The 15,192-nt window shown below is 35.9% G+C and carries 11 protein-coding genes; 1 reads left to right on the top strand and 10 read right to left on the bottom strand.

Annotated features, from left to right (window positions below):
- Positions 1–61: 61 nt before the first annotated feature.
- The 9 genes from TERY_RS03875 to TERY_RS32260 all read right to left on the bottom strand — a co-directional run bounded on the left by TERY_RS03875 (position 62) and on the right by TERY_RS32260 (position 8,662).
- Positions 62–679, bottom strand: a complete 618-nt coding sequence (locus TERY_RS03875) for a hypothetical protein (protein WP_011610626.1) — start codon at positions 677–679, stop codon at positions 62–64.
- Positions 680–796: 117 nt separating this feature from the next.
- Positions 797–1,915 (bottom strand): hypothetical protein, encoded by a 1,119-nt coding sequence (locus TERY_RS03880; protein ID WP_011610627.1) that lies wholly within the window; start codon positions 1,913–1,915, stop codon positions 797–799.
- 798 nt (positions 1,916–2,713) lie between these two features.
- The gene (locus tag TERY_RS36140) at positions 2,714–2,842 is read right to left on the bottom strand and encodes a hypothetical protein (RefSeq protein ID WP_370496572.1); all 129 of its coding nucleotides are present in this window, start codon (positions 2,840–2,842) and stop codon (positions 2,714–2,716) included.
- A gap of 21 nt (positions 2,843–2,863) precedes the next feature.
- Positions 2,864–3,070 (bottom strand): hypothetical protein, encoded by a 207-nt coding sequence (locus tag TERY_RS36145; RefSeq protein ID WP_370496574.1) that lies wholly within the window; start codon positions 3,068–3,070, stop codon positions 2,864–2,866.
- Between the two features lie 92 nt (positions 3,071–3,162).
- On the bottom strand, positions 3,163–3,510 hold the full coding sequence (locus TERY_RS36150) for a hypothetical protein (protein WP_011610628.1): 348 nt from the start codon (positions 3,508–3,510) through the stop codon (positions 3,163–3,165).
- Between the two features lie 524 nt (positions 3,511–4,034).
- Positions 4,035–6,215, bottom strand: coding sequence for a hypothetical protein (locus TERY_RS03890; RefSeq protein WP_011610629.1), 2,181 nt, complete (start codon positions 6,213–6,215; stop codon positions 4,035–4,037).
- Between the two features lie 347 nt (positions 6,216–6,562).
- Complete coding sequence (locus TERY_RS03895) at positions 6,563–7,468, bottom strand: hypothetical protein (protein ID WP_011610630.1); 906 nt, start codon at positions 7,466–7,468, stop codon at positions 6,563–6,565.
- A gap of 58 nt (positions 7,469–7,526) precedes the next feature.
- Positions 7,527–8,342, bottom strand: a complete 816-nt coding sequence (locus TERY_RS03900) for a hypothetical protein (protein WP_011610631.1) — start codon at positions 8,340–8,342, stop codon at positions 7,527–7,529.
- Positions 8,343–8,506: 164 nt separating this feature from the next.
- Positions 8,507–8,662, bottom strand: coding sequence for a hypothetical protein (locus TERY_RS32260; protein WP_155994292.1), 156 nt, complete (start codon positions 8,660–8,662; stop codon positions 8,507–8,509).
- Between the two features lie 647 nt (positions 8,663–9,309).
- Between TERY_RS32260 and TERY_RS03905 the strand changes: the two genes are divergently transcribed.
- Entirely contained in the window at positions 9,310–13,296 is a 3,987-nt protein-coding gene (locus TERY_RS03905; RefSeq protein ID WP_011610632.1) for a sister chromatid cohesion protein PDS5, read from the top strand.
- Positions 13,297–13,596: 300 nt separating this feature from the next.
- On the opposite strand, the gene TERY_RS03910 is transcribed toward TERY_RS03905, so the two are convergent.
- Positions 13,597–14,904, bottom strand: coding sequence for a methylglyoxal synthase (locus tag TERY_RS03910; protein ID WP_011610633.1), 1,308 nt, complete (start codon positions 14,902–14,904; stop codon positions 13,597–13,599).
- Positions 14,905–15,192: the final 288 nt, after the last annotated feature.

A 15,192-nucleotide genomic window follows, 5' to 3' on the forward strand; every position in this document is an offset into this window, starting at 1 on the left:
GTTGAAATATGTTAATTATATCTATATTTCAATCCTCCCATCTCTCTACTTCCCCTACTCGTTATTTAACCCCAGTGAGAATTGCTACTAAAATTTTCATTAAATCTTCTAAATCATTAGGTACTCGATATAAATTTAGGTCTTGTTTAACTTCCTTGTCAAGTCGTTTCAAAAGAGCAAATTGCCAAATTTTTCCTATAGAAACAGCTCCATATAATAAATTTTGTGCTGGTTCTGTTCTTTTATCAAGAGCAATTAACTCAACTGCTAGTTGCTTAAAACCTCTTTCTAAGTTTTCATCCTTAGCCTCAATAACTAATAAATTATTTCCCGCTTGTAAAAAATAATCTAGAGAACCTCTAAGCTGAGGTTCAACTTCTAAAGGATAGGAAACTTTGAGTTGAGCCTGACAATAATCAACTAATTCTATCAAGACTGGAGCAATTAAAAATTCTCGCTTTGCTATCTCACTATCTAAAGTAATATAAGGGAGACTTTTACGAAATCTTTGCTTGAGATTTTCTAACCCATTAATTTGTCGTTGAGACTTGGGTAAAACTAATTCTTCTTTAATTAATTGATAACCAAAGTAATTTAAGATATCCTCCGGGTAATAATTAAATTTGAAATAATCTGAAAAGTTACAACTATCAGGTAGTTCAATTCGTATATTTATCATAGTTTTTACCCATATTAATACTCTTCTTTAATTTCTTTGAGCTTTTGTAATGTATTCCTAACTACCCGTTATAGAGATTTTACTTCCTTTACTTTTTTATAAATTAATAAATATAGACTAACCTTGGGGATCCAAAAAGCGATTATAGTAAACAAATCTGAATAATTTTTGATTGTTATAGATACCATTTTCAGCATGAAATGTAATTAAATCATTATGTTTAAGTTTAATTGGTGTACTTTCAGTTAAGCGATCGCCTTGATATTCTATTCTATTAAAAAATTTCAGATTAGGCACTAGAATTGTTTGGCTAGGTTCTAGATCTAAATCAGCAATATGTAATGGTAAACCGGGAATACAAATATTTACCCCAAATTGTTGATTACCGAAAATTTTAAGTTGAGCTGAACCTATTTTAACTTTACCTCTAGGAGGTAATTGAATAGATAATCCTTCTTCAATTTTATCGGTTAAGTCATTACTCACAAATTTCAATCTAGGTAATAATTCTTTTTGAATATGAGGATAATTATTAGGTGTTTGATACTGACTAATATCGAGATTTTCAATATATTCAAAACCTGCTCCAGCTCTGAGGGCAACTAGATGACTTGGAGAAGTAGAAAAGCTCAATACTAAACCTAACAAACCACCCAACAAAGAAAACCCTATTGTGTCTTCCCAAGCTTTTAAAGCTATAGGCATTCCTCCCATTTTATGTCGTATCCATTCAAAGATAATAGCTGCTAATAAAGCAGTTAAAATACTGGTGCCCAAGCTAATAGTAAGTCGTTGCCAAAAACGCCTTTTATCTCCTGCTTCTATACTGCGCCATCGCCAAGTCAAACCTTCGGCTAAACCCACTGCTCCTCCAATTAATATCCAGCCAACTATTCTGACAAATTCATCGGGTATAGTTATGACTTTATCTCGTAATTGTGGATTAAGTAATATTTGTACTAATGCTCCAGAAGTAATACCAATTAAAAATCCTAATCCTCCAGCAATACTTAGGGGTATTATACCTCTGCTGAAGTTCCGTTTAAACCGAGTGGGATTACTTAAAAATATATCCGTAGCTACTATGCCAACTGCTAGGGAAATTGCAATACAAGGAAATAATGCTAGTTCGGGAATTTTTTTGAACCAGCCTAGATCACTGAGGATAAATTGCCCTATGCTCCAACCTATTAATGCGGATGTAATGCCTGACAGAATATATAGGTATATTCTCATAATTTCAGATTAATTTTGATTTTTATAGAGTTGACTTAACTAGTATTTTTAACACTGATCCGTGGATGATTAAAGGAATAAACAATCAAGAAGAAATCATATTTTTTTTCATTCTCTTGTTATTCTCAAAAACTTTATAAGTATTCAGTCCTCGGCTATCAGCTATCAGCTATCAGTTATGAGTTATTAGCTCATTATAAAGGAATGTTATGTAATTGGTCATCAGGTAACCTTAGTATTTACTTCTATAAATTCTCAAACTGAGAGCTAACTGCTAATAGCTGAATTCTTAACCCCAAAAGGATACTCTATAAACCAGATTTAGTATTAGTTACTTTGGATAAGCTAATATAAATTATTTTCCATTTCTGTATAAATCAATTAATTTTATTTACTAGGATAATTTTTCACTTAGATAATCAAAAAAAAAGCTCAAAAAACTCAAAATATAGCTTGACAAAATATATTTGACAAGATATTATAAACATAATGGAAAAGATGTGCTCATATATAGTAATTAAGTTATGTACTCATAAGTTTAGAAATGCCTAGGATAGACTATAAATTTACTCCTTATGTTTACCTGAATGACTCAACTTATTTAGTTTGTTTCCTCAGCTTTTAATCATTTTTAGTATTTCTTTTCATCATCACCAAATCAATCAATAGAATTATAAACATATACTATATAACCAGCTTCTATATTATATGGAATTCATTTTCTGACTCGGTTTATGTATCCAATATCGAATAGAGAAAATAGGCGATCGCTTATTTCAGACTAAAGTAGGAATATAACTACCGAACTTGCTCCCTAAGCCATCCCCGTATTATAAGCTCCGGTTCCACACCCAAGGCTTTTAACTGCTCTGCCAAGGGTTCGGCCCGTTGACGTTCTTGTTCAGCTAGCCCACATCCTGTCAGCAAAAGATTTTCTTGGCTATCCCATCAACGCAACCAAGGCCAGACTTGGCTTTGATGTTTGCCTTCCCAGATACCAAGCTCTACCCCCAAAGATTTTATAGGATAACGTTTGCCTTCATTTGGGAGTATTTTTTGATAGTAACCATGTACCAAATTATATACTTCCACACGCGCCTTTTGAACTTCATATATGTGATAAAAAGGTGCACAAATTCCTTGTTCATAAACCAAAAAATTACCTTTTTCCTTGGTGTTTTTTCTCTCTCTTCTGACCAGTCTCCAGAAAAAAATTCTAATACAATTAATGGGTTGATTAATTCCTTCTATAAAACAGAAGAACGACGTAATTTACCATCTAATTTTTGTAGCACATTCGGTACATAAAAACAGTCAGGATAAACAGAACTTTTTTCTGGTGTTTCTGTTGCTTTAGTGATGCGCCAATAAATGGCACTATCTCGACCGACGCAGTATTTATCATCGGGATAAATTTGTTGCAAAATTGGAGTAATAGAATGAGTTAATAAATCTCCTTGTGGAGGTTCTTGAAAATTTTTCACAAAGTCCTGATCCTTGTCGGAGAATTGAGTTTGGTCTGGTAAACTTTTTGATAAATTAGAAGTAGGTAATAAATTAAAGGATTTTTCTGTTGGTTTAGTTATTGAATTCATATTAATTTTAAAGTTACAAACTTAGGCAGGTTTTATAGAATAATTTTCCTGATATTACCTTTGAAATTATTATAGTAGTTTCTTTAAAAGATTACTTAAAAGGTTAGTAGTCTAGTAATCAGCAAAATACATAGAAAGCTATTGAAGTAACAGAAAAATTTTCAGCAAATTGTCTGAATATTATTCCTAATATTGGCTGTATATAAAGCTATTGAAGTAACAGAAAAATTTTCAGCAAATTGTCTGAATATTATTCCTAATATTGGCTGTGAAGTTTATGCGTAAAAAAAATAATTTTGTTGACTATCAAAATGGCAAAGGCATCAGTTTTTATCAACATAAAACACAGTCCTAAGAACAAAACTCTGAAGATTTTATGAAACGTCTTTACTTTGGTTTACCTAAGTAAAAATTCTTCTTATAAGAAATTTATAGAAATTGAATAGCATCAAAAAAAGCTGACGACTGGTAACTTAAATGAAGACTGACTGCTAATAGCTAACTTCTATAACTATAGATAATTTTTATCCACAACGTTGAGGTCGTGTTTGTAAATTAATTTCTAACAAGTCTGCAAGATCGCACTTTAATTTATCTGCCGTTTTCTTATTCGGTTCTATGTAGCCAAAACCATCACTAAAAAATTTTTTTTGATAGGAATAAATTGCTCCTATCCACTGCTTTTTCACCACTAAATATTTATCTTCTTCCCCGATAACATCATCTTTATAGCCTGCGATATACTGAATTTTTACATCATTTTCTAGAATCTCATGAATAGCTTTAATAATTTCTAAACGCGCATCTTCTGTTGTCAATAACGTCGAATTTTGATTTAATAATTCTACCTCTAACTCCCGAACAATTTTTTGAATTTCTCTCCTCGTAGTGGAAAACTTTTCTAGTGCTTTTTCCATTTTTTCCGTCGAAAGTTCACTCACAGTATTTTTTTCTACATCAGTTAATATTTCTTCTGAGGAAAGGGGATATTCTTGAGTTTTCCTTTCAACAATATTTCCACTATTAAGCTTACCTACCTGATATCCTAAAATAAAAAACAAACCATGAGAAAACATAATCAGAAAAGTTGCTGCTACTGACCGTCTATATTTTCTAATTAATATAGTAATATGGTCAGAAAAATCTAATTCCCTTTCAACAGTTAACCCAAAAATAATTGTTTGATAAAAATATTTGAGTTTCGGAAACGCGGCGGTAAAAATTTCTTTTGGTACTTTTCCATTGCTAATTTGGTGAAAATAAGCTGCTAACTCATAATCAGATAGTTGATAAAATAAATCGGCAAAAGGTTGATAATAATTGGAGGTTTTCTGAGAGGTTTTCTGATAGGAGGAGGAAGTTTTATCCCAACGATTTTTTAGAAAATCAATTAACTTTTTCCAAGTAGCATTTCCATACACTAATTCATCTTTTTGTTGACCAGGATTTTTGTGTAATAGACTATTTTCTAAAGATTTTAAATCCTGGCGAACTTGTTGTTTAATTATGCTCGAATGTGCTGACCATAAACTGTCTTGATTTTTTAAAAGACAACAGTAGTCAGTAACAGATATTTTTTTTCCTAAGATTTGAGATAAGACATGATTTGCTCCTAAGATGATTAATGGTTCTAATAATTTTTTATAATTTCTCAGTTGTAATTGTAATTGTCTGGAAATTTTTTGCTTTTCATTTTCTTTCTTTCTATGCCTACTAATATTTAACCAATTTAGATATTCTGGTAAACTCTCAGGAATAAAAATTGCCCTTAAAGTTAATAACCTAATCATCTGAGCATTAGCATTTCCTTGTTTTATCCCATTAGTCGCTCCCAGGTTATCAAATAAATTGTTTAAATATTCTGATGTAATTTGACCATTCTGTAATTTTAAAACTAAATTTTCTATCCATTCTTGCTTGATTTTAGAGCCACTAATTAATCCTTTAATTGCTGTTTCTATAGCAGCTTCATCTATATATCTTGAGGTATTACTAGAAGAATTTTTAATCATTTTTGTCTGTATTTTTGTCAGGTTTGCTGCTACTTCTGCATTGGCTGGATGAATAATTATAAATTGTTCTGGTCGCTCAACAGCTTCAAGATTATAAATCCATGATATGGGGAGATCATTGGCTTTTAATTCAGCCATTTTATTCAGAATTTGTAAGTCAGATAATTTAGTAGAAATTATGACTGGGAAAGTTGTAGTGTTCAGCCAATTTTGCCAATTTTTAGGTAAATTTATTTCTGGTTTTTTTGTGACTTGATGTTTGTTTGGTTTTCCAATCTGTTTAGTTTCAGATGGATTAAATATTGGATTAATTCCCTGTTGCTGCTGAATATTTATCCAATCTAATATTTGCCAAATATTATCTTTTCCAGTACATAAAAAATAACGATAAAAAGAAGTAGAACGACTATATTCATCTTGCCCAGATGTCACTACCGCAACTACTGAATAATCTGGTTCTTTATCGTTCATACTTAACACAACTCGCCCAACAAAAGTAGGTTCTTGACTATGGCGATCTTTGCCGACTTCAAATCCTTTATTGGCAATTGCTCTTGCTAGAGAATAGGGAATTTTTGGCAAGGTTAAATTCATATATTCTCCTACTTTAAATCCCCGGGAAATCCATTGACCGTTGGGTAATATTTCGGGAATTATGCCTGTGCTAAACTCGTGAATTTCAATATTTTTCATTTCCTAATACTAATTCACTTCAATACTTCAATACTGATAAATAAAAATAATTTGTAGGGGTTTTGCAAAACTATTCCACTAAAATATTGAAGCAAAGATTTGCGGAATAAATTTTGATTTAATACTAATTTTTATGGATTAGTTTTATATTGACATGATGCTTCAGTTCTTAATTAATTAAGACAAGGGCAAACAGGAAAAATAGTCAATTAATTTGACTGAAATATTTGCAAAAATTGCTGTCAATACTGGGTGGATAGATGTATCTAAAATATCACCTAACTTTTAATTTTTTAGTTTTTGCTTTTAACTTTTAAATTTTAAATTTTGCCTTTCACAAACTAGTATTAATCTTGCTCTAAATGTAAATTACGCTTACCTGTACAAATCCAATATATAGGAGAAACTAAACCAAAAGGTCGCCATTTTTTTGAGTCTCCTAATACAGATGCTACCCCGCTACGATCGCGATAAATTTCTTCAGAATTTGGTTGAAAATATTTATTTTGATTTCTTGTTGCGCCAAAAGCAGAAGTTGTAAAATATTCCACATTTCCCATTCCTAAATCTTGCCAAGATTCTAATCTTTTAAAAATAGTAGGAAATCTGGCTTTTAACAAAAATTTTGGTTTGTGTCTATTTCCCCATAAATCTGCTAATTCACACTTAGTTAATACTAGAGCAATTCGCCGTTTTTGACTGAAAATATTTCCCCCTGCTAATGCTACTAAAAGTTGATCAACTCCTCTGGCATATTCTAAGTCTTTACGATGAGTTGTACCATCAATCATTAACATAATTCCTGTGGCGGGAAAACAATCATTTAAGTAGTCTCGGAGTAGCTGACTATTTGTTTCTTGAAGTACATCGCTGAAAAATTCTCCAGAATAATCTTTGCAACTAATATCTAAGTTTAAAACGGTGTTTGAAAATTTGGAATTATCTGTTTTTTTCAGAACAATTCTTAAACTATAATCCTTAATTTCTAGCACGTCACTAGCTAAACGAGTTGGTTCAATTTGTAATCCTTTTTCTATCAAGTCTTGTGCCTGTCTAATTAAAGATTCTCCGTCTTTATTTGCTGGAGTAACTAACTCGACTGGACTCGATATATCGGCATTTGGCCACCTAGCTAAAGCAGCCATATAAGTCGTTTTTCCCGCGGCGCGATCGCCTATTACCCGTAAAACTCCAGAATGATTTTCGACTTTTAATTCTTGATTATTTCTGGGTTTAAATATAGATTTAAACATTCTAAATAATTAAAATTTTTTTGATTTTAACTGATTTGAACTTTTGAATGGATGACTTTTAACTTTTCATATACTGACCTTTACTTAACCAGTATAAAGGAGGAATAATTCCATAAGGTTTCCATTTCAAAGGTTCCCGTAAAATTGAGTGAGAACTGCCTAATTCATCTGTACGATTTGGACGGGGGTCATTTCGATGTAAAACACCAAAGGTAGATATAGCATAAAACTGTAAATTTTGCTGAGGAATACGCTTTTTTAAAATATTTGTTGTTCTGGGTAAATGAACTTTAAATATATCTAATTCTGGGTCAAGACGACCAGGCCATATTTCTCCTCTTTCACATTTACTCATTGCTATGGCTAGACGTAAATCTTGAGTACGATCTTTTTCATCTATTAAGTTAATAAATTTTTCTATTACGTTACTATAAAATATGTCGTTTCCTGGTTCCCATTTATGGAGTAAAATTAGACAGCCAAGGTTATCTTTTATCATACATTCATCGAAAAATTCTTGATGTAAAGTGTTAGACATTCCACTTTGTAATTCATTAAAAATTTCCCCTGGGTAATCTCGGACTACTAGGTTGATTTCTTCTGGTTTTCTTTGCCACCAATGTTTGATTTCTATATGAAAAGAATACAAGGGTAAATCGTAAAAACTTTGAATTTTAATTCCGTCGATAATGGTTGGTTCTAAAGAGGCTCCATTTAAAATAATATTCTCCGCTTTAGTAGCTAAATTTTTAGCATCATTAGTAATAGCTGTAATTTGAAAGTTAGGATTAGTTTTTTCCGGCCAATAAGCTAATCCTGCTAGATAAGTTGTTTTGCCTGCACCAGTAGGTCCAATAATACAAATATTCCCCATTTTTGTTTGGTTAAATCTCTAAGTTTTTAGGTATTTAAACTATACAGTGCTACAGCGCTATGGTCCTACTTTTCTAATGGTAGATAGGAACACGCAATGCTTAGTGTGGGAGCAAAATGCTCTGAAATAATTAGAATGGACGGGACAACTATTGTTATCTACCACTATCTATAGTAATTCCCACGGTTATAATTTGCCTCGAGATTTTGATAATTTTGATTGACCAGAGAACCAGGGATATGGTTTCTTTGGGGGCTGCTTAATTCTAGTGCTAAATGAGTTTTTCTGAGGGAGCGATCGCTTCTATAAACTTCTCCCATTTCAGTTATCAGTTATCAGAGATTATTTTTCAATTTTGGTGGTTTTGGCATCATAAATATGTATGAACTGGTTTACTCAAAAAATGATACTTTTGTCGGGAGGTTCTACCTAACATTTATCTTTTGTGAGTCTGAGTCTTTTCTGTTGTCTAATTTGTCTTAATTATTATTAGCAGAATTAGCTATTTTTTCAAGGGCTGGCATCAGATTCTGTTATCTGAATATATCTATTTGATTTTTCAATTATTCGACTTTTTTTCTGGTAATTACAAGGTTTTTATGGTCTTTATTAATTCCCTCAGATTCTGTTTTCTGACTATATCTATTAATAACAATTTAATTGACTTAGGTTACACTACTGTCTATTAGCTGCAAATTTAAAATAATTTCCTCAAACTACTGAGGGTGTCAAAGTTTTGATTTTTTTAAATCTGATTTTTGAATTTTCAATTTTTCGATTTTTTAACTTTTTTTCTGGTAATTTATAGGCAATAAATGTCAAATAATTTCCTCAAACTAATGAGGGTATCAAAGTTCTTGATTTTGATTTTTGATTTTTGGTTAGCTATGTATTTCATGTCTGACTAAGTGCAGTTAACCTAATAATATGTTATACATATTTTATTCCTTATTCCTTGATTAAGTCAATGCTGTTTAACCCCTTTCTCCGTAAATTGCGTTTTTTGCTGCTGTTGTTGTTGGTGCTGTTGGTGGTAAATTTGGGGCATGTTCGAGCTTCTGAGGAGTCACCGCCGGCAGACTGGCAACTCCAGGGAATATTGGCGGCGTTGGATGATCCTGATCCTGATGTTTGGGTTAAAGCTTTGAAGAAAATGTCTGAGTATGACCTTAAACCTGTTGAAATTTCATCAGAGCGGGTTGAACAAATTGGAAAATTGCTGAGTCATGAAAATTGGCATGTCCGTTCTGCAGCAGCAAGGGCAGTGGGTGAGATGGGGGCGGAGGCTAAAGTTTTGATTCCCCAGTTGCTGCAGTTGTTCAGGGATGAAAATTCGGGTGTCCGTTCTGCAGCAGCAAGGGCAGTGGGTGAGATGGGGGCGGAGGCTAAAGTTTTGATTCCCCAGTTGCTGCAGTTGTTCAGGGATGAAAATTCGTATGTCCGTGAAGCAGCAGTAAGGGCAGTGGGTGAGATGGGGGCGGAGGCTAAAGTTTTGATTCCCCAGTTGCTGCAGTTGTTCAGGGATGAAAGTTCGGGTGTCCGTTCTGCAGCAGCAAGGGCAGTGGGTGAGATGGGGGCGGAGGCTAAAGTTTTGATTCCCCAGTTGCTGCAGTTGTTCAGGGATGAAGATTCGTATGTCCGTTCTGCAGCAGCAAGGGCAGTGGGTGAGATGGGGGCGGAGGCTAAAGTTTTGATTCCCCAGTTGCTGCAGTTGTTCAGGGATGAAAGTTCGGGTGTCCGTTCTGCAGCAGCAAGGGCAGTGGGTGAGATGGGGGCGGAGGCTAAAGTTTTGATTCCCCAGTTGCTGCAGTTGTTCAGGGATGAAAGTTCGTATGTCCGTTCTGCAGCAGCAAGGGCAGTGGGTGAGATGGGGGCGGAGGCTAAAGTTTTGATTCCCCAGTTGCTGCAGTTGTTCAGGGATGAAAATTCGTATGTCCGTGAAGCAGCAGTAAGGGCAGTGGGTGAGATGGGGGCGGAGGCTAAAGATTTGATTCCCCAGTTGCTGCAGTTGTTCAGGGATGAAAATTGGTATGTCCGTTCTGCAGCAGTAAGGGCAGTGGGTGAGATGGGGGCGGAGGCTAAAGATTTGATTCCCCAGTTGCAGCAGTTGTTCAGGGATGAAAATCCGTATGTCCGTGAAGCAGCAGCAAGGGCAGTGGGTGAGATGGGGGCGGAGGCTAAAGTTTTGATTCCCCAGTTGCAGCAGTTGTTCAGGGATGAAAATTCGGGTGTCCGTTCTGCAGCAGCAAGGGCAGTGGGTGAGATGGGGGCGGAGGCTAAAGTTTTGATTCCCCAGTTGCAGCAGTTGTTCAGGGATGAAAATTCGGGTGTCCGTTCTGCAGCAGCAAGGGCAGTGGGTGAGATGGGGGCGGAGGCTAAAGTTTTGATTCCCCAGTTGCTGCAGTTGTTCAGGGATGAAAGTTCGTATGTCCGTGAAGCAGCAGCAACGGCAGTGGGTGAGATGGGGGCGGAGGCTAAAGATTTGATTCCCCAGTTGCAGCAGTTGTTGATGGATGAAAATTCGGATGTTCGTGAAAAAGCAGCACGGGCAGTGGGTAAGATAGGAAAATTAAATACTCAGCAGATTTTACCAATTTTAAACGCAGCTCATAGAAACCGAGATAAAGAAGCAACACTTCGTTTTCTCGCCTACTTTGTCAGTGGTGGAGAATATGATGCCCTTACCCTAACTAAATGGTTAGGTTCACCAGAACAATATCCTTATCAAATAGATAAATTTAAGAATGAACGCCCCATTAGCCACGAAGAAGGCAAAAAAGTCTTAGAGCTTTTTGCAGAAATTTGGAAACCAAGTCAGTCCTTAGAATACTTACCTTTTGAATTGGAACGACAAATTAACATAGTAGTCGAAAAAGTAGATTGGCAACCAGAAGATCTGCCCCTACTCAAGAAACACTACAACAACCTCAAAGACGAAGACATCAACGCCAAAATAGTCGCCTTACAAGGAATACAATGGTTCTCCTACCTCTGGAAATTTCTACTCCTTCACGCCTTGACTTGGCTCATCCTCCTCTGCCTCTATGCCAAATCTCCCGAAATTCAAACCCTATTCTGGCATCCCCAGATTCGCAAAATTGCCGGACTCGGTTACATCGGTTTATTACTCACCTGGATACCATCCCTCCGCCGCCTACTCTTTTCCCCCTTCCAACCCATTCTCATCGCAGACGCTGACCTCGACAGTTTCAACCCCCAAGATTACTTTTCCGACTCCAACGTTTGTCTCCAAAATACCCACAACCTACAACCCATCAAAACCACCATTGCCAAAATCCAATCTCCCATTGTCCTCCAAGGAGAATCAGGTCTCGGCAAATCAATGTTCCTGCGGCACTGGGCGAAAACCCGCAAAAATCTAGTAGTTTACTTACCCGCCAGCAAATGTGCCCAAGGAGCGATCGCCGCCATCCAAAGCAAAATACCCATATCTCAAACAGACCCCAAATTCCTCAAAAGGCTGATTTACAATAACGCCCTCGAAATTTGTATTGACGGTCTCAACGAAGTCACCCCCGACACCCGCACAAAAATTAGTTATTTTGTCGAGAGTCACTTCCGGGGTCATATACTCCTAGCAACACAACCCCTATATTGGATCCCACCCTCAACAACCAAAACCTATGTTCTCCAACCATTGAAGCGTGAGCAAATTCGACAGTTTCTCCAGACTCGTCAATTTAACCCATCGGCAGAACCTTCAATTTCCCGGTCTGAATATGAAGAAGCTTGCGAAGAATACCTCGGAAAAACCTTCAATTCACAGAAGCAGTCAGAAGAAGAGCAGAAAACAGTACGTCGGTTACTATCAAACCCCATGGACTTAACTATTGTAGCCCAAATTCTTGCCCAGGGGAAAACCCCGGACTTGCTCAACCTGCAACAACAGCAGTATAAAGTCATGGCAGCAGAATACAAAGAGGTTAATTTTGATTCTTTTCCACTAACAGAGTTTGCCGAAACAACATATCAGATGCGTCTCAACGATGAAATCAATATTCCGTCGGAGTGGAAAAAAGAACTCCAGACCATGGAAAAATACAAAATGGTTTTGCGCCGTCAAAAGTATGTGGAAAATGACGTCGGTTCTCAATGGTATTTCCGCCATGATAAAATTCAAGAATATTTTATCGTCCAGACATTTATCGGTGAGGAAAATCAAAAATTAGAGGAACATATTGACGATCCCAGGTTTCGAGGAGTTTATCTATTATTAGCAACCCTCCTACCCTACCTAGAAGCCTGGTCACTGCGAGAGAAATTATTACAAAATGCAGCCGAAACCAAAGACCATGTTGTTAGCGACCAATTTATTCAACGCTTAAATTCTCGGTCGGAATTATCCAAAAATGGTGAGAATGTATACTTAAAGGAGTTAATAGAAGTTATGAAATTGCTTATTGCTGAGAAAAATAATAATATAAATAAGGAGTTGACAGAATTGACGAAATTGTTTATTACTGAGAAAAATAATAATATAAATATTGAAGTTAACCCTAATATTGAAGCAAACCCTAATACGAGGAATAATTCAATGACAGATAATTCTGAATCAAAATATAACTTTAGCCAAGCCAGAGTTGGTAACGTAGTCGAAACAAATAATGGCAGTATGGGTAATGTAGTCGAGAAAGCCGAAAGTGGCAGTCAAGTTGTAGGAACTCAAAATAACTATGGTTCCCAAGAAAAGCAAACCCTCGCCGAAGCCGCCGCCGAAATTCAAAAATTATTGAAACAATTAGAATTAAATAACCCCGCCGCGACAGACGCAGAAAAAGAAGCATTTGTCACCGCCTCCATTCCCCCAAACAACCGCCAACGTTTTGTCGGAGCATTGCAAGCATTAGGCAAAGAAGCCCTCAAAGAACTATTAGATAACCCTTATATTAATGTGGGAGTAGCCACTGTTGAAGGGTGGCAAAACCCTAAATAATATCATCATGACTTACAGAAATTAACCAGAGTCAGCCTGTAGGTAGTTTCTAGCATTCGCCCTCCCCCTCATGTAGTGCCCGCGAGTAATTCCTGATGATATGCGGTTGAAGAGTTATGATTAAAATTCGTGATCAGGTAAGAGCCCCAAGTGTAGAGAAGGTTGAAGCCCTACTAGAAACCAAAACTTTTTGACCACTAATTATGTGGTGAAAATAACTAGAAAAATAACATAGGTTAGTTAACAATAACAGGAGTTACGCCAACCCAATAGGGGAGAGGTTTTGCGTAACCCCTGATTTCAAGAGAAAAAGCCCCAGGCAGGCTTTTCTTCAGCTTCATTAGTTGGTGGAGCCAACACAGTTAAACCATTAGGAATACACTCTACCTCAATAGGAGTAGTGCCAATAATTTCACCATCAAGCACAACTTTTTGGGGTGGATCTGCACTAACTTTAACCCTTTTTGTACGCAAAGCAATAGTATCTTCATGTTGAGTAGGAGTTTGAAAGATAGCCGAGCCGAACATTCTGACTCCAGCATTAACAGCCTGCAGTGTATTCTTAGAAGTAATGATCATTACTTCCAATAAACCATCATTCATAATTACCTTTCCCAAACCTTGGGCTAAAAATGATGTAGGTGGAGCTGCATTAGCAATAGTAATAGCCCCAGCTTGGAAAGTTTTAGCTACACCATCAATTTCAATTTCAATATCAAAAAGTTGCTGTTCGGTGAGCTGCCGCCAACCTGCCATCATATATGCCAAAACTCCCCAACGGTTTTTAGCTTCCCGGTCTGCTCTTTCTATAGTTTCTGCTTCATATCCCACCCCTGCTAATAAAATCATAGTACGTTCATTGCAACGACCAACATCTATAACACGAGTTTTCCCTGCCAAGATTAGATCACAGGCACCTCTGATCGGCGCAATACTGGGAATGCCTAATGCCATACAAAACGCATTAGCTGTTCCCCTCGGAATTATACCCAGAGGGATATTTGTATTTACTAAAGCCCCAGCAACAGCAGAAACTGTCCCATCTCCTCCACAAGCAATAATTATATCTGCTTGTTTAGCGATCGCTAACTCCGTTAATTCTTCTGCAGTTTTTTCTGGGGTAGTTTGATGTATATCTAAATGTAGATGAGGTTCGAGAAGTGATTTAATTAATAATAAATCTTGTTGAGCATTGCCCTTACCAGATATAGGGTTAAATATGAGGTGAGCAACAGTAGTTTGAATAAAACCCTTAATAATAATTTCCGCCGTAGCAATATTGATCGCAATAGGAACATTATGCACCTGACAAAGACGCAATAATAATTTGATATCAGGTTCATAAGACTGAGAAAATAAGTAGTCCACCAAACAAATAACAGCAACCACATTACCCGTAGTTACTTCTACAGCTAATTGAGCATCTCCTCCCAAGGGGCCTGCCAAGACAGAATTTATCTCTATATCTACCTCTTGTAAAATATATTGGGCAGTGCTTTCTGTCGCTACTAATTGATAGCGAGATAGTACAATTTTATGTTTTTTGACAAATTCAACTAAGTTATCTTTTTTACTGTCATAAGCTAGTAAAGCAATAGTATTTCCCATAATTTTCATCCTAGAATTAACTGACTATAGTGCTACGGGCAATTCAAAAGTTTAAAATTAAAAATTAAAAATTAAAAGTTAAAAATAATCTCTGACAGACTGTTGTTGTTAAGCTCTAATTTTAACTTAGCTTAAATAGTAAGCATTCAGCTATCAGCTATCAGCTAGAAGGAAAAATTCATCTCCAAGAATAATTAAAAGTCCGACAGGAAATAATATACAAATATTAACCTAAAAAGTAAATTATCTTCCTCAAGTATATCCTAAATTTTCGGAGCGATCGCTACT

The organism is Trichodesmium erythraeum IMS101 (assembly GCF_000014265.1).
GTDB classification, from domain to species: Bacteria; Cyanobacteriota; Cyanobacteriia; order Cyanobacteriales; family Microcoleaceae; genus Trichodesmium; species Trichodesmium erythraeum.

Bases quoted from the DNA above. Each gene is read 5' to 3' on its own strand.
- TERY_RS03875 (WP_011610626.1), bottom strand. From the start codon at position 679: ATGATAAATATACGAATTGAACTACCTGATAGTTGTAACTTTTCAGAT.
- TERY_RS03880 (WP_011610627.1), bottom strand. From the start codon at position 1,915: ATGAGAATATACCTATATATTCTGTCAGGCATTACATCCGCATTAATA.
- TERY_RS36150 (WP_011610628.1), bottom strand. From the start codon at position 3,510: ATGAATTCAATAACTAAACCAACAGAAAAATCCTTTAATTTATTACCT.
- TERY_RS03890 (WP_011610629.1), bottom strand. From the start codon at position 6,215: ATGAAAAATATTGAAATTCACGAGTTTAGCACAGGCATAATTCCCGAA.
- TERY_RS03895 (WP_011610630.1), bottom strand. From the start codon at position 7,468: ATGTTTAAATCTATATTTAAACCCAGAAATAATCAAGAATTAAAAGTC.
- TERY_RS03900 (WP_011610631.1), bottom strand. From the start codon at position 8,342: ATGGGGAATATTTGTATTATTGGACCTACTGGTGCAGGCAAAACAACT.
- TERY_RS32260 (WP_155994292.1), bottom strand. From the start codon at position 8,662: ATGGGAGAAGTTTATAGAAGCGATCGCTCCCTCAGAAAAACTCATTTA.
- TERY_RS03905 (WP_011610632.1), top strand. From the start codon at position 9,310: ATGCTGTTTAACCCCTTTCTCCGTAAATTGCGTTTTTTGCTGCTGTTG.
- TERY_RS03910 (WP_011610633.1), bottom strand. From the start codon at position 14,904: ATGGGAAATACTATTGCTTTACTAGCTTATGACAGTAAAAAAGATAAC.